The following is a 19,133-nucleotide window of genomic DNA, read 5'->3' on the forward strand; positions in this document are numbered from 1 at the left end:
TACCGCCCCGCCGAGGTTCACTCCGCTGCCAACCGAGGGGGTTGGTGCGCGGGCTCTGACCCTTCGCGGCCGAGGGCCGCTCCCACATCCAGACTCACACAGGGCGGTGAGGGCCTACTTGACCACCCTAAGGCTCGGACCCTTCTTCTGTGTGCCGGAATCGCCACTGCCGGGGCCGTCATCGTCCCCTTCCGGCGGTGGATCGTCCCCATCGCCGGGCTCGGCGAACATCATGCCCTGGCCGTTCTCACGCGTGTAGATGGCCAGCACCCGATCAACGGGGATGATCACGTTCATGGGGCGCCCACCAAAGCGGGCACTGAAGGTGACCTCTTCATTGCCGATGTTCAGCGCGCTGACCGCCATGGGCGCCACGTTCAGCACGATGCGCCCGGCCTCCACATACTCACGCGGCACCACCACTTCCGGCGCCGCATCCACCAGCAAGTGGGGCGTCATGTCATTGTCGGCGATCCATTCGTAGATGGCTCGAATCAGGTAGGGACGACTGGAAGTCATGGTAGGGCTCAAACTGGGCTGCTCTTGCTGACGTGGGTCGCAGGGCGCCTGCGCGGTGCCCGGTAACGGAAACGCACCCCGCCCGAGGCCCTGTGATCAGTGCATTTCCTTTTCTGCCTCGGTGAGGCTGTGCTGAAAGGCCTCGCGTGCAAACACGCGGCGAGTATAGTCCCGCATGGGCTTTGGCAGCTTGTCCATGGGGATTCCCAGGGTGGGCAAGCGCCACAGCACCGGTGCCACCGCAGCATCCACCAGGCTGAATTCATCACTGAGAAAATAGGGTTTGATGGCGAAGATCTCGCTTGAGGACACAAGGCTCTCCAGCAGGATCTTGCGCGCGCGATTGGCTGATGCCTTGTCAGTGGCCGCCTCCAGATTCTCCACACCCCGATACCAGTCCTGCTCGATGCGATACAGGGCCAGCCGGGCCGTGGCGCGGGAAACCGGGTCCACCGGCATCAGCGGTGGATGAGGAAATCGCTCATCCAGATATTCTTGTATGACCTGCGTACCGTACAAAACCAGGTCCCGGTCCACAAGGGTGGGTACGGAATTGTAGGGATTCAGATGGGACAGGTCTTCGGGTCTGGATTCCGGATCGATATGGGTGATATCGACGGTGATGTCCTTTTCAGCCAGCACAACCCTCACCGCGTGACAACGCGGACAGGCAGGTGCTGAAAAGAGCGTCATGACGGATCTACGGTTGGCGACTAACGCCATGGAGGCTCTCCAAAAGGCAGGCCGCGCCATGCGCGACCGCCAAACACGGGGGGCTTCCCTGCCCCGGGCTAACGATGACGATCAATGAACGTCGCGCCAGTATTCCTTCTTCAGCAAGTAGGCCAGGATGGTGAACAGGATCAGGAACCCGATCACATACATGCCCATGGCTTCGCGCTCCATCCGGATCGGTTCGGCCACGTAGGTCATGAAGGCAGTGATGTCACGGACCACTTCATCGTATTCCTCGGCGGACATCTTGCCTTCTTCCACCAGCTCCAGCTTGATCTGACCGTCCTCACCCACATTCTTCTGCCAGCCCTGAAGCTCCCACAGGACATGGGGCATACCCATGGCCTCGAAGGTGGCGTTGTTCACGCCCAGCGGGCGAGAATCATCCAGGTAGAAGTTGCGCAGCACGGTATAGATCCAGTCCGGGCTGTTGGCACGGGCGGTGAGGGTCAGATCCGGCGCGGGCTGCGCGAACCATTCCTCGGCGTCGTCCGCACGCATGGCGATCTTGATCAATTCGCCCACACCCGTGGGATCACCCGAGGCATCCCGGGTGTGGATGAACATCTCCTCCACCTGCTCGTTAGTGAGGCCCAGATCCTGACCGATACGGTTGTAACGCGCATGCTCCAGGGAATGGCAACCGATGCAGTACTGGAAGAAGTACTCGGCACCACGCTGAATGGACGCAGTATCGCTCAGGTCGATATTGGCCCGATCCAGGGAGCCGGACGGACCGGCCGCCAGGGCCGGACCCGCCGGCACCAGGCAGGCCACTACAAATGCTAATGTCGCAAATTTTTTCATCACGAAGTCACCCTCGCCGGAACCGGCTTTTCCTCGTTGAAGCTCGTGTACAGGGGTGCCAGCAGGCAGATCATCAGATACGCCGTGGGCAGCAACCACCAGGTCATGGCCATGGTCGCATCGGCGCCACCTTCGACCCGCAGGAAATCCCAGTAGGTGTAACCCGCCACGATCACCAGGAAGGAAGCCCAACTGAACGTGAAGGACCGAGGCTTGCTATGGAACCAGATCACGAAGAAGAACGCGCAGTAGATCGTGGTCAGACGCAGGTTCAACTCCGAGTAGAACGGTTCCACCGCCTGCATGCCAAGCCAACCCAGGATGATGAACGCAATGGCGAACACGATCAGGTTGAACTTGTGGATGGCGCTACGATAGCGCACGGAGTTGATCGGGTTCCGATCCAGCCAGGGCAGGAAGAACAGAATCAGCACCGCACCGAACATCAGCAGCACACCGAGGAACGGATCCGGCACCACCCGCAGGATGGAGTAGAAGGTACCGAAATACCAAACAGGGTGGATCAGTTCCGGGGTCACCATCGGATCGGCCGGCTCGAAGTTGGCCTTCTCGATGAAGTAGCCCCCGGCTTCCGGCGCGAAGAACACCACGCCGAAGAACAGGATCAGGAAGACCCCGAAGCCGATCATGTCCTTGACGGTGTAGTAGGGATGGAACGGGATGCCGTCCAGCGGAACGCCGTCGTCACCCTTGAACTTCTTGATGTCCACGCCGTCCGGGTTATTGGAACCCACGGCATGCAGCGCCACGATGTGGGCAAACACCAGCATGATCAGCACCAGCGGCAGAGCAGCCACGTGCAGGGCAAAGAACCGGGTCAGCGTCGCATCGGAGATCAGGAAGTCGCCGCGGATCCAGGTCACCAGTTCAGGGCCGATGAACGGAATGGTCGCAAACAGGTTCACGATCACCTGCGCACCCCAGTAGGACATCTGACCCCAGGGCAGCATGTAACCGGCAAACGCTTCGGCCATGAGCACCAGGTAAATGGCCACACCGATCACCCACACCAGCTCACGCGGCTTCTTGTAGGAGCCGTAGAGCAGCGCCCGGAACATGTGCAGATAGACCACGATGAAGAAGGCTGACGCCCCCGTGGTGTGCATGTAGCGGATGAGCCAGCCCCATTCCACGTCACGCATGATGTACTCGACGGAGGCGAACGCCAGTTCGGCATCCGGCTTGTAGAACATGGTCAGGAAGATGCCCGACACGATCTGGATGGCCAGTACCAGCATGGCCAGGGAGCCGAAGTAATACCAGAAGTTGAAGTTCTTCGGCGCGTAGTATTGCGCCAGGTGCTCATTCCAGGTCTTGGTGAGCGGATACCTGGCGTCGACCCATTCTAGAAGAGCTCTCATAATGCGACTCCTTCCTCGTCCTCGCCGATGACGAGCAGCGTTTCCGACTCAAACTTGTGCACGGGTACCACCAGGTTGGTGGGCGCGGGCATGTTGCGCCATACGCGCCCGGCCAGATCGAAGCGCGAGCCGTGGCAGGCACAGAAATAGCCACCCGTCCAGTTATCCCCCAGATCAGAGGGTGCCAGCTCAGGACGATAACTCGGTGAGCAACCCAGGTGGGTGCAGATGCCGACCAGCACGGAGTATTCCGGCTTTCTGGAGCGGGTCTCGTTTTGCGCATAGGCGGGCTGCTGCGACTCCACCTGGGAGTCCGGATCCACCAGGCGCGCCCGGTTTTCCGGTAGCAGATCCAGCATTTCCGGCGTGCGATGGGTGATCCACACAGGCTGGCCGCGCCACTCGACACGGACCAACTGCCCAGGTTCCACCCCGCTCACGTCGAATTCCACCGGAGCACCCGCCGCCTGGGCACGCGCACTGGGGGACCACGACGCCAGATGCGCATAGCCTACCGCTGCAACCCCGGCCCCGCCGACCACGCTGGTCGCCGCTACCAGGAATCGCCGTCGATTCTGGTTCACGTCTTCATAAGACATTAATTAAGATCTCCCGTTGAGTTCCAACAAAAAGCCGCTGGCCGCTGGGCGCCCGGCATCGGCCGAGCGCATGGAAAGACGCTCGCCTACCACTAAAACCCCTCGACCCACCGGGGCACTCAAAACGCGGTAGCATTCCCGAAGACGCTCCACAGGTCAAGAGAAAACTCGTGCCGAATCCGCAATACATTGATTTAAATAGGGTTATCAATATCTATAAATTCATGCGAAAGTGCTAATGTTTGTGCCAGGTACTCACCCAGCGCCTTCGGGCCATAACGTTCGGTGGCATGGTGCCCCGCCGCAAAAAAGTGGATACCCTCCTCGCGCGCCACATGCACGGTCTGCTCGGAGACCTCACCGGTAATGAAGGCATCCAGCCCCAGGGCCACGGCCTGCTCGATCATTCCCTGGGCACCGCCGGTGCACCAACCCACACGCTGGATGGACTCCCGACCTGATGCAATCCACAAGGGTTCACGCTGCAGGCGCCGGGCGATGCGATCCTTCAATTCCTGCCCTGATATGACCTGCTGCGGACGACCAAAGTTGCCCACGCCGTCGGGGCGCATGGGGCCCTCCACCTGAAACTCCAGCAACCGCGCCAGTTGGGCGTTGTTGCCCAGTTCCGGATGGGCATCCAGAGGCAGATGATAGGCCAGCAGATTGATGTCGTGGGCCAGCAGCAGGCGCAAGCGCTCCCGCTTCATGCCCGTAACGCGGGCATCCTCACCTTTCCAGAAATACCCATGATGCACCAGCAGGGCATCGGCCCCATGCTGGATCGCCGCTTCGATCAGGGCGCGACTGGCAGTGACGCCGGTGACCAGCCGCCCCACGTGGGGCCGACCCTGTACCTGCAACCCATTGGGGCTGTAGTCGGTAAAGGCACTCACGTTGAGCAGGTCATCGACGTGACTCACCAGATCCTGGATGGCAACCATGGGGGACCTCCGTAATGGGCAGTGCTTCAAACTGCGTATATAAGCATTGTGTTATTGTAGCGGCATGACCCGAATCAGTCCCTTCCTGCTCCAGGTGGTTGGCGTCGGCGTGGCCGTGGCCGTCCTCATGCTGCTGTTCTTCCCCGACCTGCTGCGGCAACCGCAGCCGCGGGTGGAAGTGCTGCAGAGCGACCGGCCTGCGCCGCTCGCCATTGGAGAGGGGCCTGTCTCCTACGCCAACGCGGTGGACCGGGCCACCCCTGCAGTGGTGAACATCCACACACGCAAGACGGTGGTGCAACGCAGTCATCCCTTCATGGATGACCCGGTGTTTCGTCAGTTCTTCGGTGATCGCTTCGACACACCGCAACGCCGCACCCAGACCAGCCTGGGTTCCGGCGTGATCATCAGCCCACAAGGGTACATCCTCACCAACAACCATGTCATTGAGGGCGCCGACGAGATCGAGACCATGCTCGCCGATGGGCGCAACCTGCCGGCCCAGGTGGTGGGCACGGATCCGGAGACGGACCTGGCCGTGCTGCGCATCGAATCCGGTGAAGGCCCCTTGCCCAGCATTGTGGTGGGGGACTCGCGGCACCTGCGTGTGGGGGATGTGGTGCTGGCCATCGGCAACCCCTTTGGCGTGGGGCAGACCGTGACCCAGGGGATTGTCAGCGCCACCGGTCGCAGTCGACTGGGCATCAATACCTACGAGGATTTCATTCAGACCGACGCTGCCATCAATCCTGGCAACTCAGGCGGCGCCCTGGTCAACGCCCATGGCGAACTGGTGGGCGTGAACACCGCCATCTTCACCCGCTCGGGGGGTTCACAGGGCATCGGTTTTGCCATCCCTGTGGATCTGGCTCGGGACGTGATGACCCAGATCATCGAGCAGGGTGCCGTGGTGCGCGGCTGGCTGGGCATCGAGGTTCAGGAGATCACGCCGCAACTGGCCCAGTCCTTCGGTCTCGCGGACAGCCGGGGCATCCTCATCGCCGGCGTGCTGGGCACCGGACCGGCGGCCCGGGCCGGTATCCGCCCTGGAGACATCTTCACCCATATCGATGGCGACCGCATCAACGATGCCCAGGACGCCCTGAACTTCATCGCCCGCAAAAAGCCGGGCAAGACCCTGCGCATCCAGGGGCTGCGGGATGGAGAGCCCTTCGAGATCCGGGCCGAGGTGGGGAAAAGGCCGACGGCGCGGCGTTGATTCAACGACCACCGCTTTCGCGGCCGAGGGCCGCTCCCACACGGCCCCCTGGCAGCCAAGGGTCGCCGCCGATCGTCCTTCAGGGGACGGTGGCGAGCGCGCCTTCCAGGGCCTGCAGGAACTGCTGATTCTCCGCGGGCGTGCCCACGGTCACTCGCAGGCAATCGGCAAGCAGGCCACCCTGGCCAGAGAGGTCCTTGATGAGCACGCCGCGATCCCGGATGCCCTCGAACACCGCTCGTCCCTTGCCTCGCGGCACCCGGAACAGGATGAAATTGGCCTCACTGGGGAACGGCTTCACCCCCGATATCGACGCCAGCGACTGGTGCAGGGCCTCGCGATCCCGGCGAATGGCAGCGGCCTGCTCATCCAGCACGTCGTGATGGTCCAGGGCAAATTCCGCCGCCACCTGGGTGAGCACGTTCACGTTGTAGGGCAGACGCACCTTCTCCAGCTCATCCATCCACGGCGCAGGGCCGCACAGATACCCCAGTCGCAGGCCGGCCAGACCCAGCTTGGATACGGTCCGCATCACCAGCAGGCGCTCATGCCGATCCAGGTCAGCCAGGAAGCTGTCATCGGCAAAGGGCCCGTAGGCCTCGTCCAAGACCACCAGCCCCGGTGCACGGGCAATCAGCGACTCCACATCCTGCCGCGACCAGCGATTACCGGTGGGGTTATTGGGATAGGCCAGAAAGACCACCGCCGGTTGATGGGTGTCCAGGGCCCGCTCCATGGCGGGCATGTCCAGGGAGAAGTCCTCATTGAGGGGGACACCCACGAATTCCAGGCCCAGCCAGCGGGAGATCATGCGATACATGACGAAACCCGGCTCTGGCGCCATGATCACGCGCCCCGGGGAGGCCACGGCCATGAGCAGGATCTGAATCAATTCGTCCGAGCCATTGCCGAGCATCAATCGCGCCGCATCGGGCACCCGCATGACCCGGCGCAGCGCCAGGGTGAGACGCGTGCCCTGGGGGTCGGGATACCGGTTCATGGCCACCCGGGACAGGCGCTCCGCCCAGGCTGATTGCAGTGATGCGGGCCATTCGTAGGGGTTTTCCATGGCGTCCAGCTTAACCAGTCCCTGGGACGAAGGCACGGGATAGGCAGACAGTTCCCGAATCTGGGGCCGAATGAGATCCGCAGGCAGGGTCATGACTGGGCGCCCGGGTCCTGGCGGTATTCCGCCGAGCGGGCGTGGGCGATGAGGCCCTCGCCCCGGGCCAGAACCGAGGCCGTGCGGCCCAGGTCGGCAGCGCCGGCCGGGGAACACTGGATCAGGCTGGAACGCTTCTGGAAGTCATACACCCCCAGTGGCGAGGAGAAGCGGGCCGTACGCGAGGTGGGCAGCACATGGTTGGGTCCGGCGCAGTAATCCCCCACCGCCTCGGCCGTGTGCCGTCCCATGAAGATGGCGCCCGCATGACGAATACCCGGCAACAGGGTATCGGGATCCGCCACCGACAACTCCAGGTGCTCTGGTGCAATGTGGTTGGCCACCTGCACCGCCTCGTCCATGTCCCGCACCTGGATCAGCGCCCCCCGATCCGCCAGGGAGGTCCGAATGATTTCGGCCCGCGGCATTTCAGTGAGCAAGTCGTCCATGGCAGCCGCGACACTCTCCAGAAACGGACCATCCGGGCTGACCAGCATGGCCTGGGCATCCTCGTCATGCTCGGCCTGGGAGAACAGGTCAGCAGCAATCCAGCGCGGGTCGGTCTTGCCATCGCAGATCACCAGGATTTCCGAGGGGCCGGCCACCATGTCGATGCCCACGGTACCAAAGACCATGCGCTTGGCGGTGGCCACATAGATGTTGCCGGGTCCGACGATCTTGTCCACCGGTGGCACCGTCTGGGTGCCATAGGCCAGGGCGGCCACCGCCTGGGCGCCACCGATGGCGAACACCCGATCAACACCGGCCACGGCCGCCGCCGCCAGCACCAGATCATTCACCACGCCATCCGGGGTAGGCACCACCATGATCACCTCGGGCACCCCGGCCACCTTGGCGGGCACGGCGTTCATGATCACCGACGAGGGATAGGCGGCCTTGCCACCGGGCACGTACAGGCCCACCCGGTCCAGGGGCGTGATCTGCTGCCCCAGCACGGTGCCATCGGCCTCGGTGTAGCACCAATCGGACATCTTCTGGTGTTCGGCATAGCTGCGCACGCGATCGGCGGCGCGCTCCAGGGCCTCACGCTGTTCCTGGGGAATGGTTTCCAGTGCCCGGGCCAGGCGTGCCTGGGGGATCTCCAGTTCACGCAGGTCGTGGCATTCCAGGCGATCGAAACGGGCGGTGTATTCCAGCACCGCCGCATCGCCACGCTGGCGCACGTCCGCCAGGATGTCGGTGACGGCGCGGGTCACGGCCTCATCGGAGACCCCTTCCCAGGCCAGCAGCTCATCGAGCCGGGCCATGAAGTCGGTCTGAGTGGAATCCAGTCGATTGATCTGTGGCATGACGATATCTCCGGCTACGACGCCTTGGAACGGCGCTCCCGTACACCTGCGGCCAGGTCGCGCAACACGGGGATGGTGTCGTCCCAGTTCATGCAGGCGTCAGTGATGCTCTGCCCATACACCAGGGGCTTGTCGGCGACCAGGTCCTGCCGTCCAGCCACCAGGTGACTCTCCAGCATAACACCCATGATGCGCCGATCGCCGCTGCCCACCTGGCGGGCCACGGAATGGGCCACGTCCACCTGCTTTGCCGGGTCCTTGCGGCTGTTGGCATGGCTGCAATCGATCATCATGTGAGCCGGCAGACCGGCGTCCTGAAGGGCCTCGGCCGCCTCGTCCAGGCTCTTGGCATCGTAATTGGGTTTGCGGCCACCGCGCAGGATGATATGGCAGTCGGGATTGCCGGCGGTGGAGAAGATCGCCGAGTGACCCGCCTTGGTCACGGAGAGGAAGTGATGCGGCTTGGAGGCCGAGCGGATGGCGTCGATGGCCACCTGCAGGCTGCCATCGGTGCTGTTCTTGAACCCCACCGGACAGGACAGGCCCGAGGCCAGCTCCCGGTGCACCTGGCTCTCGGTGGTGCGCGCGCCGATGGCGCCCCAGGCCACCAGGTCGGAGACATACTGGGGGCTGATCAGGTCCAGGTATTCCGTGGCCGCCGGCATGCCTTCCCGGGCCAGGTCCAGCAACAGCCCCCGGGCCAGCCGCAGCCCCTTGTTGATCTCGAAACTACCGTCCAGGTTGGGGTCGTTGATCAGGCCCTTCCAGCCCACCACCGTGCGCGGCTTCTCGAAATACACCCGCATGATGATCACCAGGTCGCGGGACAACTCGTCCCGCAGGACCTTGAGCCGCCGCGCATACTCCTTTCCGGCCTCCACATCGTGAATGGAGCAGGGGCCGGCAATCACGAGAAGGCGGTCATCCGTGCCCTGCAGGATGCCCTGAATCGCCTGGCGGGCTTCGTAAACCGTGGTGGCGGCCGCCTCGTTGATGGGCAACTCCTCGTGCAACTGCCGTGGTGGCAGGGCCTCGCGGATATTGATGATCTTCAGGTCGTCGGTGGGGTGCTGCATGGGTACCTTGGGCAATGCGTGTCGAGTCTGAGGGGGATCTTCCCTGGCTGGGTACGGGCACCTGCGTCGCCCGGGTGGAGGTTCACGCCGCCTGAGAAACCGCCGCATCCATCGACTGGATCAGCGCCTTGACGCGGTCGGACTTCATCTTCATCGATGCCTTGTTGACGATCAGACGGGAGCTGATGTCGGCAATATGCTCCAGCGGTTCCAGGCCATTGGCGCGCAGCGTATTTCCGGTGTCCACCAGGTCCACGATGCAATCGGCCAGACCCACCAGGGGTGCCAGCTCCATGGAGCCATAAAGCTTGATGATCTCCACCTGCCGGCCCTGCTCGGCATAATAACGGCGCGTGGTGTTGACGAACTTGGTGGCCACCCGCAGGCGCCCGGCCCGCTGTGTCGCACCCGGGTGCCCGGCCACCATCAGGCGGCAGCGGGCAATGCGCAGGTCCAGGGGCTCGTAGATGCCTTCCCCGCCATGCTCCATGAGCACATCCTTGCCGGAGACCCCCACATCGGCGGCTCCGTACTGCACATAGGTGGGCACGTCGGTGGCACGGATCACCACCACCTTCACATTCGGGTGGTTGGTATCCAGGATGAGCTTGCGGCTGGTTTCCGGATCGTCCACCGGCTCGATGCCGGCCTGGGCCAGCAGAGGGAGTGTGTCCTTGTAGATGCGCCCCTTGGACAGGGCAATGGTCAATGTCTGTTCAGGCATGAAATCATCCGGGCACGCGGCGAATGATGGCACCAAGCTGGGAGAGCTTCTCCTCGATGCACTCATAGCCGCGATCAATGTGATAAATGCGATCCACCAGGGTGTCGCCGTCGCCCACCAGGCCCGCCAGAATGAGGCTGGCCGAGGCGCGCAGATCCGTGGCCATCACCGGGGCCCCCTTGAGGCGCGGCACGCCGCGGATGACGGCGGTATTGCCCTCGATGCGGATGTCGGCCCCCATGCGCTGCATCTCCAGGGCATGCATGAACCGGTTCTCGAACACCGTTTCGGTGATGGTGGCGGTGCCTTCCGCCACGGTGTTCAAGGCCACGAACTGGGCCTGCATGTCGGTGGGAAAGGCCGGATAGGGCGCCGTGCGCAGACTCACGGCCCGGGGGCGTCGACCTTTCATGTCCAGGCTGATCCAGTCCTGCCCCACGTCCAGCTCCGCCCCGGCCTCTTCCAGCTTCACCAGCACGGCGTCCAGGGTTTTGGGCTCGGTGTTGCGGGTTCGCACCCGGCCGCCGGTGATGGCACCAGCCACCAGGAAGGTCCCGGTCTCGATGCGGTCCGGCAGCACGTCGTAGGCGCAACCCCTGAGCGAAGTCACCCCCTCGATGATCAGGGTATCGGTGCCGGCACCGCTCACCTGGGCACCCATGGCATTCAGGCAGTTGGCCAGATCGATGATCTCCGGCTCACGGGCGGCATTTTCGATAATCGTGGTGCCCTCAGCCAGGGTGGCCGCCATGAGCAGGTTTTCGGTGCCGGTCACGGTCACCGTCTCCAGCACCAGCTTTGCTCCCTTGAGGCGACGCGCCCGGGCACGGATGTACCCCCCCTCCACCTGGATATCAGCGCCCATGGCCGCCAGCCCCTCCAGATGGATGTTCACGGGACGCGAACCAATGGCGCAACCACCGGGCAGGGAGACCTCCGCCTCGCCATATCGGGCCAGCAGGGGCCCCAGCACCAGGATGGAGGCTCGCATGGTGCGCACCAGCTCGTAGGGCGCCACGCATTCACGCAGGGTGTTGGGATTCACCTCGATGCGCATGCGTTCGTCCACGGTGAGCGTGACGCCCATCCGCCCGAGCAGTTCCATGGTGGTGGTCACGTCCTGCAGATGCGGGACGTTACCGATGGTCATGGGCCCGTCGGCCAGGAGCGTGGCTGCCAGGATCGGCAGCACCGCATTCTTGGCGCCGGAAATACGCACGTCGCCCTGGAGCGGGCCGCCACCGCTGATGATGAGTTTGTCCATGGGGGTGGGATGATAGCGGAAATCCGGCCGTCAGTCGTCCCGCTCCAGGGGCATCACGCCATCCAGGTCGCTGAGACGGACCAGGTCCCACATGCGATCCGGCACACCCACGAACCGCAGCCCGCCCTGCGGGCCGCCGCACAGACGCATCCACTCCACCAGCAGGGCCACCCCGGCCGAATCGGTGCGGGTCACCCCGGACAGATCCACCCGACAGCCGCCCTGCCCCTCCTTGAAGCGCTTCTGGGACTCGGCCCAGAGGCCGGGCACGGTCTCCTGGGTCAGTTCGCCCACCAGGCGCAACCCCCGATCCGCAGATTCCAGGTGTGCCTCGCTCACTCGCCCTGCCCCGCCTCTACGGCTTCCTCGATGAGGGACTCATCCCCCGCCTCAAGGCGCTCGATCAAGGCCTCCAGCCCGTGGCGATCCACCTCGGCACCAAAATTGGTGCGGAAGTTGGTGACGAAACTCAGCCCCTCCACGGTCAGGTCGAAGACCTTCCACTCCCCGTCCACGGGGCGCAGGCTGTAGTTCACGCTGATGTTGGACTGCCCCCGCCCCATGACGATCTCGCTGGCCACCGAGGCCATGCGGTCATCGGTGAAACTGCGATGGGGCAGCACGCGGATATCCTTGTCCATGTGCTCGGCCATCTGCAGGGTATAGGTGCGCACCAGCATGGTGCGGAAGGCCTTCACGAAACGTTCCCGCTGCTCGGGCTCGGCGGTACGCCAGTGGCGGGCCAGGATCAGCCGCGACATGCCCTGCCAGTCGATCAGGGGCAGAATGATGTCGTCCACCAGTTCGAACAGGAACTCGGGATCCTCGCGGGTTCTTTCGGGGTCTTCGCGCAGCTTCTGCAGGACCTCGTCGGCCGTGTTCCTGACCAGATCCACAGGATCCTTGTCCGGCAAGGAGGCATGGGCAACGGAGACGGATGCGGCGAAAGCCACAATGGCGGCCAGCAAGAGATGGGTAAACGACTTCATGACAGACTCCGGGTGGATGGTTCTGCAATCCTGCGCCCCGGGGGGTGAACCGGGGCTGAATGGCTCTGGTAGATCAGCCGAGGGCTTAATCCCCGGTGATATTGACCAGCATGCGCCCGATCAATTCCTCAAGCACCACCGCCGATTGGGTGAACAGGATGGTGTCGCCATGCGCCAGCACCTCTTCCTCCCCACCAGGCTCCAGAGCGATGTATTGCTCCCCCAGCAGACCGGCGGTATAGATGCTGGCCTGGGTGTCGGTGGGCAGATAATCGTGGGCAGCGGAGATATTCATGGTCACCCGCGCCTGGTAGCGCTGAGGATCGTAGCGAATATCCGTCACCCGACCGATGCGAACGCCGGACATGGTGACCGGGGCCCGCACCTTGAGCCCGCCGATGTTGTTGAAATGGGCATGCACCTCGTAACCCTCGCCGCCGCGGTATTCACCCAGGTTGCTTACCTGCAACGCCAGCATGAACAGGCCCGCCAGGCCCAGGGCCACGAAGATGCCCACGGTGATCTCGATCCTGCGCGTCGTCATCTTGCCGTCCCGTTATCAGAGGTCACCGAACATCAGTCCGGTGAGAATAAAGTCCAGGGCCAGTACGGCCAGTGCGGTGTGCACCACGGTGCGGGTGGTGGAGCGGCTCACGCCTTCGGAGGTGGGCGTGCAGTCATAGCCCTCGAAGACCGCGATCCAGGCGGCCACCAACCCAAAGACCATGCTCTTGATGACACCGTTCATCACGTCATCAAAAAGATCCACGTTGGCCTGCATGTGCGACCAGTAGGATCCGGCATCCACGCCCAGCAGACCCACACCAATGAAGTACCCACCCATGACCCCCACCGCGCTGAAGATGGCGGCCAGCAGGGGCAGGGAGATCACCGCAGCCAGAAACCGCGGGGCGATCACCCGCTTGTAGGGGTCCACCGCCATCATTTCCATGCTGGAGAGCTGCTCGGTGGCCTTCATCAGGCCAATCTCGGCGGTCAGCGCCGAACCGGCACGACCGGCAAACAGCAGCGCGGTGACCACCGGGCCCAGTTCCCGCACCAGGGACAGGGCCACCACCGTACCCAGGACCTCGGCCGCACCGAAGTCCACCAGGGTGATGTAGCTCTGGTAGCCCAGCACCATGCCCACGAAGAGCCCCGAAACCACGATGATGAGCAGCGAGAGCACCCCCACCGAATACAGTTCGCGGATCAGCAATCGGGGGCGCAGCGCCAGTGGCCCCAGGGCCAGCAGGGTACGGAACAGGAACAGATGCCCGCGCCCCAGCCGCTCCAGCACTCCCAGACTCCATTGGCCCAACCTTTGGAATGCACCCATCAGGATCGCCCGCCTCCCATCAGATCGTCCAGATAATCCGGGGCCGGGTAGTGGAATGGCACCGGCCCGTCGGGCAGCCCTTCCAGGAACTGGCGCGACCAGTCCGAGGCGTCCTGCTGCAATTGTGACGGAGAGCCCTGATCCACCACCCGGCCATCGGAGATGAGATACACCCAGTCGGCAATGGAATTGGCCTCGGCCACGTCGTGGGAGACCACGATACTGGTCATGCCCAGGGCATCGTGGAGGCGGCGGATCAGCGAGACGATGACGGCCATGGTGATGGGATCCAGGCCCGTGAAGGGCTCGTCATACATCATCAGCACCGGATCCAGGGCGATGGCGCGGGCCAGGGCCACACGCCGTGCCATTCCGCCGGAGAGTTCGCTGGGTTGCAACGCCCAGGCGCCGCGCAAACCCACGGCCTCCAGTTTCATCAGCACCAGGTTGCGCACCACAGGCTCAGGCAGCCGCGTGTTCTCACGGATGGGGAAGGCCACATTGTCGAAGACATTGAGGTCGGTGAGCAGCGCGCCGCTCTGGAACAGCATGCCCATGCGCCGACGCAGACGGTACAGTTCCCGCAGGGAAAGGCGATGCACGTCCTGCCCCTCCACCAGCACCTGCCCCCGATCCGGTTTGAGTTGGCCGCCGATCAACCGCAGCAAGGTGGTCTTGCCCGTGCCGCTGGGCCCCATGATGGCAGTCACCTGCCCCTGGGGGATGGTGATATCCAGCCCATCAAAGATCTTGCGGTCGCCGCGGGCGAAATGCACATCGCGGATCTCGATCCAGGGGGTTTTATCGGGTGCGGGGGAAATAGGGACGTTCCTTGGCAGGGTAATGATCGTCGAATACCAATCGAGCGGTTCTCATCTTCTTTCGGAGCGCCGAGACTGTCAAGTGAACCCCAGCAGGCCGGCCAGGGTGACGGCTTGCCCCATGACGGCGGGCGGGGCATCCAGGAACAACACACCTGAGCCACCTTCCGAGCAGCGGGCGAACGCCTCCAGGTGATCCCGCAGGACACGCGGGTGCGCCCCCGATGGCAGGACCACCCGCCCCACCGGCCCGCAGGGCGACTGCGTTTCCGGCCCCGTCCACAGACGGGCATGTGTCGCCGGGGCGTTGGCCGAGTAACAAGGGAGGCCATCCGGCCATGGGCCCATGGCCGGGGTGTCTCCTGCCCCGTCCACGGGCACGCCCGTCGCCTCCGGCAGCACCAGGCCAGCCAATTGGGGACCCAGGGTCGCCTGCAGGCGTCTCAGGTGCTCCACATCCACGCCCCGGGGGCCCGCCAGTTCCAGATAAAACCGAAAGTCCTCCCGCACCTCACCGAGCCAACCCCGCCAATCCGACACCTCGGTACCTTGCCAGCGCTGCGCCGGCACCAGCACCGCCGAAAACTCATTGGCGTAAAAGCACAGACGCCAGGACGCCGGCATGTCCTGGGGGTAGAATTGCGCCACCCACGCCGGATGCTCCCAGTCACGGGCGCCCAGCGTGAGGTGGAAAGGCTTGCCTTGTCCCATTGTTTAATCCGCTCCCGCCTTGAGGTAGTGTTTTGCCGATGAAGCTCAATCCCGACAAGACTTTGGACATGGCCCGGGCCGTCCTGGAGACCGAGGCTCAGGGTATCCGCGATCTCATCTCCCGCCTGGATGAACGCTTTGTGCGCGCCTGCGAGTACATGCTGGCCTGCACCGGGCGGGTGGTGGTCACCGGCATGGGAAAATCCGGCCACGTGGGTGGCAAGATCGCTGCCACCCTGGCCAGCACCGGCACCCCGGCCTTTTTTGTCCATCCGGGCGAGGCCAGCCACGGTGATCTGGGCATGATCACCACCGGGGATACGGTGCTGGCCCTGTCCAATTCCGGGGAGACCGATGAACTCCTCACCATCCTGCCATTGATCCGTCGCCTGGGCGCCCCCCTGATCGCCCTGACCGGCAATCCGCGCTCCACACTGGCCCGGGAGGCCAACGTGCACCTGGATGTAAGCGTGGCCGCCGAGGCCTGCCCCCTGGGCCTGGCCCCCACCTCCAGCACCACTGCCACCCTGGCCATGGGTGATGCCCTGGCTGTGGCAATGCTGGAGGCCCGGGGTTTCACCGCCGATGACTTTGCCCGCTCCCACCCCGGTGGTCGCCTGGGGCGGCGCCTGCTGCTGCATGTCGGGGATATCATGCACACGGGTGAACGCATCCCCCTGGTGCGGGCCGACGCCCCACTGACCGATGCCCTCATGGAAATCACCCGCCAGGGTCTGGGGATGACCGCGGTGGTGGACGAGCACCGCAACCTGATCGGCGTGTACACGGACGGCGACCTGCGCCGCACCCTGGACCGCGGCATCGACATTCGCAGCACGTGCATCGGTGATGTGATGACCCGTCAATGCAAGACGGTGCAGTCGGGCATGCTGGCAGCCGAGGCCCTCAAGGTGATGGAGGACCACAAGATCAGCGCCCTGCCGGTGGTGGACGTGGGCCAGCGCCTGGTGGGAGCCCTGAACATGCATGACCTGCTGCGCGCCGGCGTGGTCTGAAGTGGTACGGCGGGCCCGTGGTATCCTTGCCCCATGAATGATACGCCTAGACAACGTGCCCGCGACGTGCGCTTCCTCATCCTTGACGTGGACGGCGTGCTCACCGACGGCAGCCTCTACCTGGGGGACGATGGCCAGCAGTACAAGGCCTTCAATAGCCGCGATGGCCATGGCATCCGCATGCTGGCCGACAGCGGCGTGCAGATCGGCATCCTCACCGGGCGACGCTCCCAGGTGGTGGAACACCGCTGTCGCGACCTGGGCATCGAGCACATCGTCCAGGGCCGTCGCGACAAGCTGGATGCCCTGGGTGGATTGCTGAAGGCGGCCGGTGTGGGTATCGAACAGACGGCCTACATGGGCGACGATGTGGTGGATCTGCCCGTGATGCGTCGCGCCGTGCTGGCGATCGCCGTGGCCGACGCCCACCCCCTGGTGCGCGAGCATGCCCATTACATCACCCGGGCAGGCGGCGGCCGTGGAGCGGTGCGCGAGGCCTGCGAGTTCATCCTGGAGGCCCAGGACAACCTGCAGGCCGCCCTGGCCCCCTATCTGGAATGAGTCGCCGCCTTTCAGGACTGCTGCTGATCATGGCACTCACCCTGGTGGCCGCCGTGGGCTTCTGGCTCGCGGAGAATGCCCAGGAACGGCGCGTGGTGCCGACCACCCAGGTGGACCCCGAGGCCAATCAGTTCTTCGCCGAGGATTTTGTGGTCTGGAGCATGGACGAGTCCGGCAATCTCAAGTACCGGCTCTCCGGCGCCCGAATGGAGCAACGCCAGGCAGACCGTTCCAGCCATGTGGAGGCCCCGGTGCTGATCATGGAACACCCCCCCGCTCCCGACTGGACCCTGCGTTCCGAACGCGGCTGGGTTTCACCCGCTGGCGACGAGGTGCAGCTGCTGGGCAACGTGCGCCTGAACCGCCCCGAGGCCCCCGATCACCCCCCCATCACCATCACCAGCCGGGATGTCACCGTATGGACCCTTTCCCGCCAGGCGCAAACCGACGCCCTGGCCCGTATGGTGAGCACTCACCGCGAGGCAGAAGGGGTGGGCATGACTTTGGATCTGACCCGGGATACCCTGGAACTTGAGAGTCAGGTAAGAGGCACCTATGTTCCGCACTGACATCCCCACGGGCCCGCACCTGGCGGGGCTGCTATTGGCCGTTTCGCTGGCCTGGATGCCTGCCGCACAGGGCCAGCACGACCCCGATCTGCCCATCCGCATCGAGGCGGATCGCGCCAGCCTGGACGATCAGCGGGGGGTGAGTGTTTACAAGGGTAACGTCACCATCACCCAGGGCGACACCGTCATCACGGGCGACGAGGTGACAGTGCATGCCCCCCAGCGGCAACTCCAGCGCATGGTCTCCGAAGGACGCCTGGCCACCCTGACCACGCGGGATGAATCCAACCGCGAGGTTCGCGCCGAGGCACGACGCATGGAGTTCTTTCCGGATGGACCGCGGGTGGTGCTCACCGGCGAGGCCCGGGTATGGCAGGGGGACGACGAATTCCGCGGCAGCAGCATCGTCTATAACCTGGAGGCCGCCACCCTTGAAGCCAGCACCGGTGACACAGGCCGGGTAGAGGCCATCTTCGCACCCCGTGACCGTGATCGCTCTCGCCCAGAGGACGGCGACACGCCATGAGCCGCCTGGAGACCGACAAGCTGGTCAAGCGTTACCGGGCGATCAAACCCGTGGACGGCGCCTCCATCCACATCAATAGTGGGGAGGTGGTGGGCCTGCTGGGCCCCAATGGCGCTGGCAAGACCACCTGCTTCTACATGATCGTGGGCCTGGTACCCTGCGACGAAGGCCAGATCCGCCTGGACGGCCGCGACATCACCCGACTGCCCATGCACGCAAGGGCCCGCATGGGCGTGGGCTATCTCCCCCAGGAGCCCTCGGTATTCCGCAAGCTCTCCGTGGCAGACAACATCATGGCTGTGCTGGAGGTCCGCCGCGACCTCAACAAGGCCCAGCGTCTGGAGAAGATGGAATCCCTGCTGGAGGAGTTCCAGATCCAGCACATCCGCGACAACGCCGGGGTCAGTCTCTCCGGTGGCGAACGACGGCGCGTGGAGATCGCCCGTGCCCTGGCCACCGAGCCGGCCTTCATCCTTCTGGACGAGCCCTTCGCCGGCGTGGACCCCATCTCGGTGATCGAGATCCAGCGGATCATCACCCATCTCACGTCACGGAACATCGGTGTACTGATCACCGACCACAATGTGCGCGAGACCCTGGGCATCTGCAACCGGGCCTACATCCTCAGTGGCGGGCACATCATCAGCCAGGGCGCGCCGGAAGACGTACTGGCCGACCCGCAGGTCCGCCGCGTCTATCTAGGGGAGAACTTCCGCCTGTGAAGCCGAGACTCCCCATTCAGCGTGCGGTTTTCGGGACATGGGTCCCATTTTTGCTGGCACACCGTATAATCTCTCTTGAAAGCATCATTTACGCCGGGGGCCTGCCCCCGCCTTCATCATCAGGCATCAAAGACCCGG

At 64.1% G+C, this 19,133-nt stretch carries 23 protein-coding genes; 6 read left to right on the forward strand and 17 right to left on the reverse strand.

Annotated features, from left to right (window positions below; all coding sequences use genetic code 11):
• Positions 1-114 precede the first annotated feature (114 nt).
• The 6 genes from ECTOBSL9_RS02120 to ECTOBSL9_RS02145 form a co-directional block, all read right to left on the reverse strand.
• Complete coding sequence (locus tag ECTOBSL9_RS02120) at positions 115-519, reverse strand: ClpXP protease specificity-enhancing factor (protein ID WP_063463668.1); 405 nt, start codon at positions 517-519, stop codon at positions 115-117.
• A 96-nt stretch (positions 520-615) separates the two neighbouring features.
• A complete protein-coding gene (locus tag ECTOBSL9_RS02125; protein WP_063463669.1) occupies positions 616-1,242 on the reverse strand; it encodes a glutathione S-transferase N-terminal domain-containing protein in 627 nt (208 codons plus the stop codon).
• 81 nt (positions 1,243-1,323) lie between these two features.
• Entirely contained in the window at positions 1,324-2,061 is a 738-nt protein-coding gene (locus ECTOBSL9_RS02130; RefSeq protein ID WP_063463670.1) for a cytochrome c1, read from the reverse strand.
• Complete coding sequence (locus ECTOBSL9_RS02135) at positions 2,061-3,443, reverse strand: cytochrome b N-terminal domain-containing protein (protein WP_063463671.1); 1,383 nt, start codon at positions 3,441-3,443, stop codon at positions 2,061-2,063. Before ECTOBSL9_RS02135 ends, ECTOBSL9_RS02130 begins: the two co-directional genes overlap by 1 nt.
• Positions 3,440-4,042 carry a ubiquinol-cytochrome c reductase iron-sulfur subunit gene (gene petA, locus ECTOBSL9_RS02140; RefSeq protein WP_063463672.1) on the reverse strand — a complete coding sequence of 201 codons (603 nt, stop codon included), beginning with the start codon at positions 4,040-4,042 and terminating at the stop codon, positions 3,440-3,442. The genes ECTOBSL9_RS02135 and petA overlap by 4 nt, the downstream gene beginning before the upstream one ends.
• A 194-nt stretch (positions 4,043-4,236) precedes the next feature.
• On the reverse strand, positions 4,237-4,986 hold the full coding sequence (locus ECTOBSL9_RS02145) for a Nif3-like dinuclear metal center hexameric protein (RefSeq protein WP_063463673.1): 750 nt from the start codon (positions 4,984-4,986) through the stop codon (positions 4,237-4,239).
• Positions 4,987-5,050: 64 nt separating this feature from the next.
• Here ECTOBSL9_RS02145 and ECTOBSL9_RS02150 point away from each other — a divergent pair, with 64 nt between their 5' ends.
• Complete coding sequence (locus ECTOBSL9_RS02150) at positions 5,051-6,205, forward strand: Do family serine endopeptidase (RefSeq protein ID WP_063463674.1); 1,155 nt, start codon at positions 5,051-5,053, stop codon at positions 6,203-6,205.
• Positions 6,206-6,284: 79 nt separating this feature from the next.
• On the opposite strand, the gene hisC is transcribed toward ECTOBSL9_RS02150, so the two are convergent.
• The 11 genes from hisC to ECTOBSL9_RS02205 form a co-directional block, all read right to left on the reverse strand.
• Positions 6,285-7,367: a histidinol-phosphate transaminase gene (gene hisC / locus ECTOBSL9_RS02155; RefSeq protein WP_063463675.1), complete on the reverse strand. Its 1,083-nt coding sequence runs from the start codon at positions 7,365-7,367 to the stop codon at positions 6,285-6,287.
• Complete coding sequence (hisD, locus tag ECTOBSL9_RS02160) at positions 7,364-8,677, reverse strand: histidinol dehydrogenase (RefSeq protein WP_063463676.1); 1,314 nt, start codon at positions 8,675-8,677, stop codon at positions 7,364-7,366. The genes hisC and hisD overlap by 4 nt, the downstream gene beginning before the upstream one ends.
• Positions 8,678-8,691: 14 nt before the next feature.
• The gene (locus ECTOBSL9_RS02165) at positions 8,692-9,753 is read right to left on the reverse strand and encodes a 3-deoxy-7-phosphoheptulonate synthase (RefSeq protein ID WP_063463677.1); all 1,062 of its coding nucleotides are present in this window, start codon (positions 9,751-9,753) and stop codon (positions 8,692-8,694) included.
• Between the two features lie 82 nt (positions 9,754-9,835).
• Positions 9,836-10,477 (reverse strand): ATP phosphoribosyltransferase, encoded by a 642-nt coding sequence (gene hisG / locus ECTOBSL9_RS02170; RefSeq protein ID WP_063463678.1) that lies wholly within the window; start codon positions 10,475-10,477, stop codon positions 9,836-9,838.
• A 4-nt stretch (positions 10,478-10,481) separates the two neighbouring features.
• Positions 10,482-11,741, reverse strand: coding sequence for a UDP-N-acetylglucosamine 1-carboxyvinyltransferase (gene murA, locus ECTOBSL9_RS02175; protein WP_063463679.1), 1,260 nt, complete (start codon positions 11,739-11,741; stop codon positions 10,482-10,484).
• Positions 11,742-11,771: 30 nt separating this feature from the next.
• Positions 11,772-12,080, reverse strand: coding sequence for a lipid asymmetry maintenance protein MlaB (locus tag ECTOBSL9_RS02180; protein ID WP_063463680.1), 309 nt, complete (start codon positions 12,078-12,080; stop codon positions 11,772-11,774).
• Positions 12,077-12,730 (reverse strand): phospholipid-binding protein MlaC, encoded by a 654-nt coding sequence (locus tag ECTOBSL9_RS02185; RefSeq protein ID WP_063463681.1) that lies wholly within the window; start codon positions 12,728-12,730, stop codon positions 12,077-12,079. Before ECTOBSL9_RS02185 ends, ECTOBSL9_RS02180 begins: the two co-directional genes overlap by 4 nt.
• An 85-nt stretch (positions 12,731-12,815) precedes the next feature.
• On the reverse strand, positions 12,816-13,274 hold the full coding sequence (gene mlaD / locus ECTOBSL9_RS02190; protein WP_063463682.1) for an outer membrane lipid asymmetry maintenance protein MlaD: 459 nt from the start codon (positions 13,272-13,274) through the stop codon (positions 12,816-12,818).
• A gap of 15 nt (positions 13,275-13,289) precedes the next feature.
• On the reverse strand, positions 13,290-14,069 hold the full coding sequence (gene mlaE / locus ECTOBSL9_RS02195) for a lipid asymmetry maintenance ABC transporter permease subunit MlaE (protein WP_371258994.1): 780 nt from the start codon (positions 14,067-14,069) through the stop codon (positions 13,290-13,292).
• Positions 14,069-14,914, reverse strand: a complete 846-nt coding sequence (locus tag ECTOBSL9_RS02200) for an ATP-binding cassette domain-containing protein (RefSeq protein WP_205632013.1) — start codon at positions 14,912-14,914, stop codon at positions 14,069-14,071. The genes mlaE and ECTOBSL9_RS02200 overlap by 1 nt, the downstream gene beginning before the upstream one ends.
• Positions 14,915-14,968: 54 nt before the next feature.
• Entirely contained in the window at positions 14,969-15,601 is a 633-nt protein-coding gene (locus ECTOBSL9_RS02205) for a hypothetical protein (RefSeq protein WP_063463685.1), read from the reverse strand.
• Positions 15,602-15,639: 38 nt separating this feature from the next.
• Here ECTOBSL9_RS02205 and ECTOBSL9_RS02210 point away from each other — a divergent pair, with 38 nt between their 5' ends.
• The 5 genes from ECTOBSL9_RS02210 to lptB are packed head-to-tail and all read left to right on the forward strand — an operon-like array spanning position 15,640 to position 18,995.
• A complete protein-coding gene (locus ECTOBSL9_RS02210; protein WP_063463686.1) occupies positions 15,640-16,617 on the forward strand; it encodes a KpsF/GutQ family sugar-phosphate isomerase in 978 nt (325 codons plus the stop codon).
• Positions 16,618-16,650: 33 nt separating this feature from the next.
• Complete coding sequence (gene kdsC, locus ECTOBSL9_RS02215) at positions 16,651-17,178, forward strand: 3-deoxy-manno-octulosonate-8-phosphatase KdsC (RefSeq protein WP_063463687.1); 528 nt, start codon at positions 16,651-16,653, stop codon at positions 17,176-17,178.
• 29 nt (positions 17,179-17,207) lie between these two features.
• Positions 17,208-17,747, forward strand: a complete 540-nt coding sequence (lptC, locus tag ECTOBSL9_RS02220) for an LPS export ABC transporter periplasmic protein LptC (RefSeq protein ID WP_168161520.1) — start codon at positions 17,208-17,210, stop codon at positions 17,745-17,747.
• Positions 17,734-18,273, forward strand: coding sequence for a lipopolysaccharide transport periplasmic protein LptA (lptA, locus tag ECTOBSL9_RS02225; RefSeq protein ID WP_063463689.1), 540 nt, complete (start codon positions 17,734-17,736; stop codon positions 18,271-18,273). Before lptC ends, lptA begins: the two co-directional genes overlap by 14 nt.
• Positions 18,270-18,995 carry an LPS export ABC transporter ATP-binding protein gene (lptB, locus tag ECTOBSL9_RS02230; RefSeq protein WP_063463690.1) on the forward strand — a complete coding sequence of 242 codons (726 nt, stop codon included), beginning with the start codon at positions 18,270-18,272 and terminating at the stop codon, positions 18,993-18,995. The genes lptA and lptB overlap by 4 nt, the downstream gene beginning before the upstream one ends.
• Positions 18,996-19,133: the final 138 nt, after the last annotated feature.

Source organism: Ectothiorhodospira sp. BSL-9, assembly GCF_001632845.1.
GTDB lineage: Bacteria > Pseudomonadota > Gammaproteobacteria > Ectothiorhodospirales > Ectothiorhodospiraceae > Ectothiorhodospira.

Bases quoted from the DNA above. Each gene is read 5' to 3' on its own strand.
- ECTOBSL9_RS02120 (WP_063463668.1), bottom strand. From the start codon at position 519: ATGACTTCCAGTCGTCCCTACCTGATTCGAGCCATCTACGAATGGATC.
- ECTOBSL9_RS02125 (WP_063463669.1), bottom strand. From the start codon at position 1,242: ATGGCGTTAGTCGCCAACCGTAGATCCGTCATGACGCTCTTTTCAGCA.
- ECTOBSL9_RS02130 (WP_063463670.1), bottom strand. From the start codon at position 2,061: ATGAAAAAATTTGCGACATTAGCATTTGTAGTGGCCTGCCTGGTGCCG.
- ECTOBSL9_RS02135 (WP_063463671.1), bottom strand. From the start codon at position 3,443: ATGAGAGCTCTTCTAGAATGGGTCGACGCCAGGTATCCGCTCACCAAG.
- petA (WP_063463672.1), bottom strand. From the start codon at position 4,042: ATGTCTTATGAAGACGTGAACCAGAATCGACGGCGATTCCTGGTAGCG.
- ECTOBSL9_RS02145 (WP_063463673.1), bottom strand. From the start codon at position 4,986: ATGGTTGCCATCCAGGATCTGGTGAGTCACGTCGATGACCTGCTCAAC.
- ECTOBSL9_RS02150 (WP_063463674.1), top strand. From the start codon at position 5,051: ATGACCCGAATCAGTCCCTTCCTGCTCCAGGTGGTTGGCGTCGGCGTG.
- hisC (WP_063463675.1), bottom strand. From the start codon at position 7,367: ATGACCCTGCCTGCGGATCTCATTCGGCCCCAGATTCGGGAACTGTCT.
- hisD (WP_063463676.1), bottom strand. From the start codon at position 8,677: ATGCCACAGATCAATCGACTGGATTCCACTCAGACCGACTTCATGGCC.
- ECTOBSL9_RS02165 (WP_063463677.1), bottom strand. From the start codon at position 9,753: ATGCAGCACCCCACCGACGACCTGAAGATCATCAATATCCGCGAGGCC.
- hisG (WP_063463678.1), bottom strand. From the start codon at position 10,477: ATGCCTGAACAGACATTGACCATTGCCCTGTCCAAGGGGCGCATCTAC.
- murA (WP_063463679.1), bottom strand. From the start codon at position 11,741: ATGGACAAACTCATCATCAGCGGTGGCGGCCCGCTCCAGGGCGACGTG.
- ECTOBSL9_RS02185 (WP_063463681.1), bottom strand. From the start codon at position 12,730: ATGAAGTCGTTTACCCATCTCTTGCTGGCCGCCATTGTGGCTTTCGCC.
- mlaD (WP_063463682.1), bottom strand. From the start codon at position 13,274: ATGACGACGCGCAGGATCGAGATCACCGTGGGCATCTTCGTGGCCCTG.
- mlaE (WP_371258994.1), bottom strand. From the start codon at position 14,069: ATGGGTGCATTCCAAAGGTTGGGCCAATGGAGTCTGGGAGTGCTGGAG.
- ECTOBSL9_RS02205 (WP_063463685.1), bottom strand. From the start codon at position 15,601: ATGGGACAAGGCAAGCCTTTCCACCTCACGCTGGGCGCCCGTGACTGG.
- ECTOBSL9_RS02210 (WP_063463686.1), top strand. From the start codon at position 15,640: ATGAAGCTCAATCCCGACAAGACTTTGGACATGGCCCGGGCCGTCCTG.
- kdsC (WP_063463687.1), top strand. From the start codon at position 16,651: ATGAATGATACGCCTAGACAACGTGCCCGCGACGTGCGCTTCCTCATC.
- lptC (WP_168161520.1), top strand. From the start codon at position 17,208: ATGGCACTCACCCTGGTGGCCGCCGTGGGCTTCTGGCTCGCGGAGAAT.
- lptA (WP_063463689.1), top strand. From the start codon at position 17,734: ATGTTCCGCACTGACATCCCCACGGGCCCGCACCTGGCGGGGCTGCTA.
- lptB (WP_063463690.1), top strand. From the start codon at position 18,270: ATGAGCCGCCTGGAGACCGACAAGCTGGTCAAGCGTTACCGGGCGATC.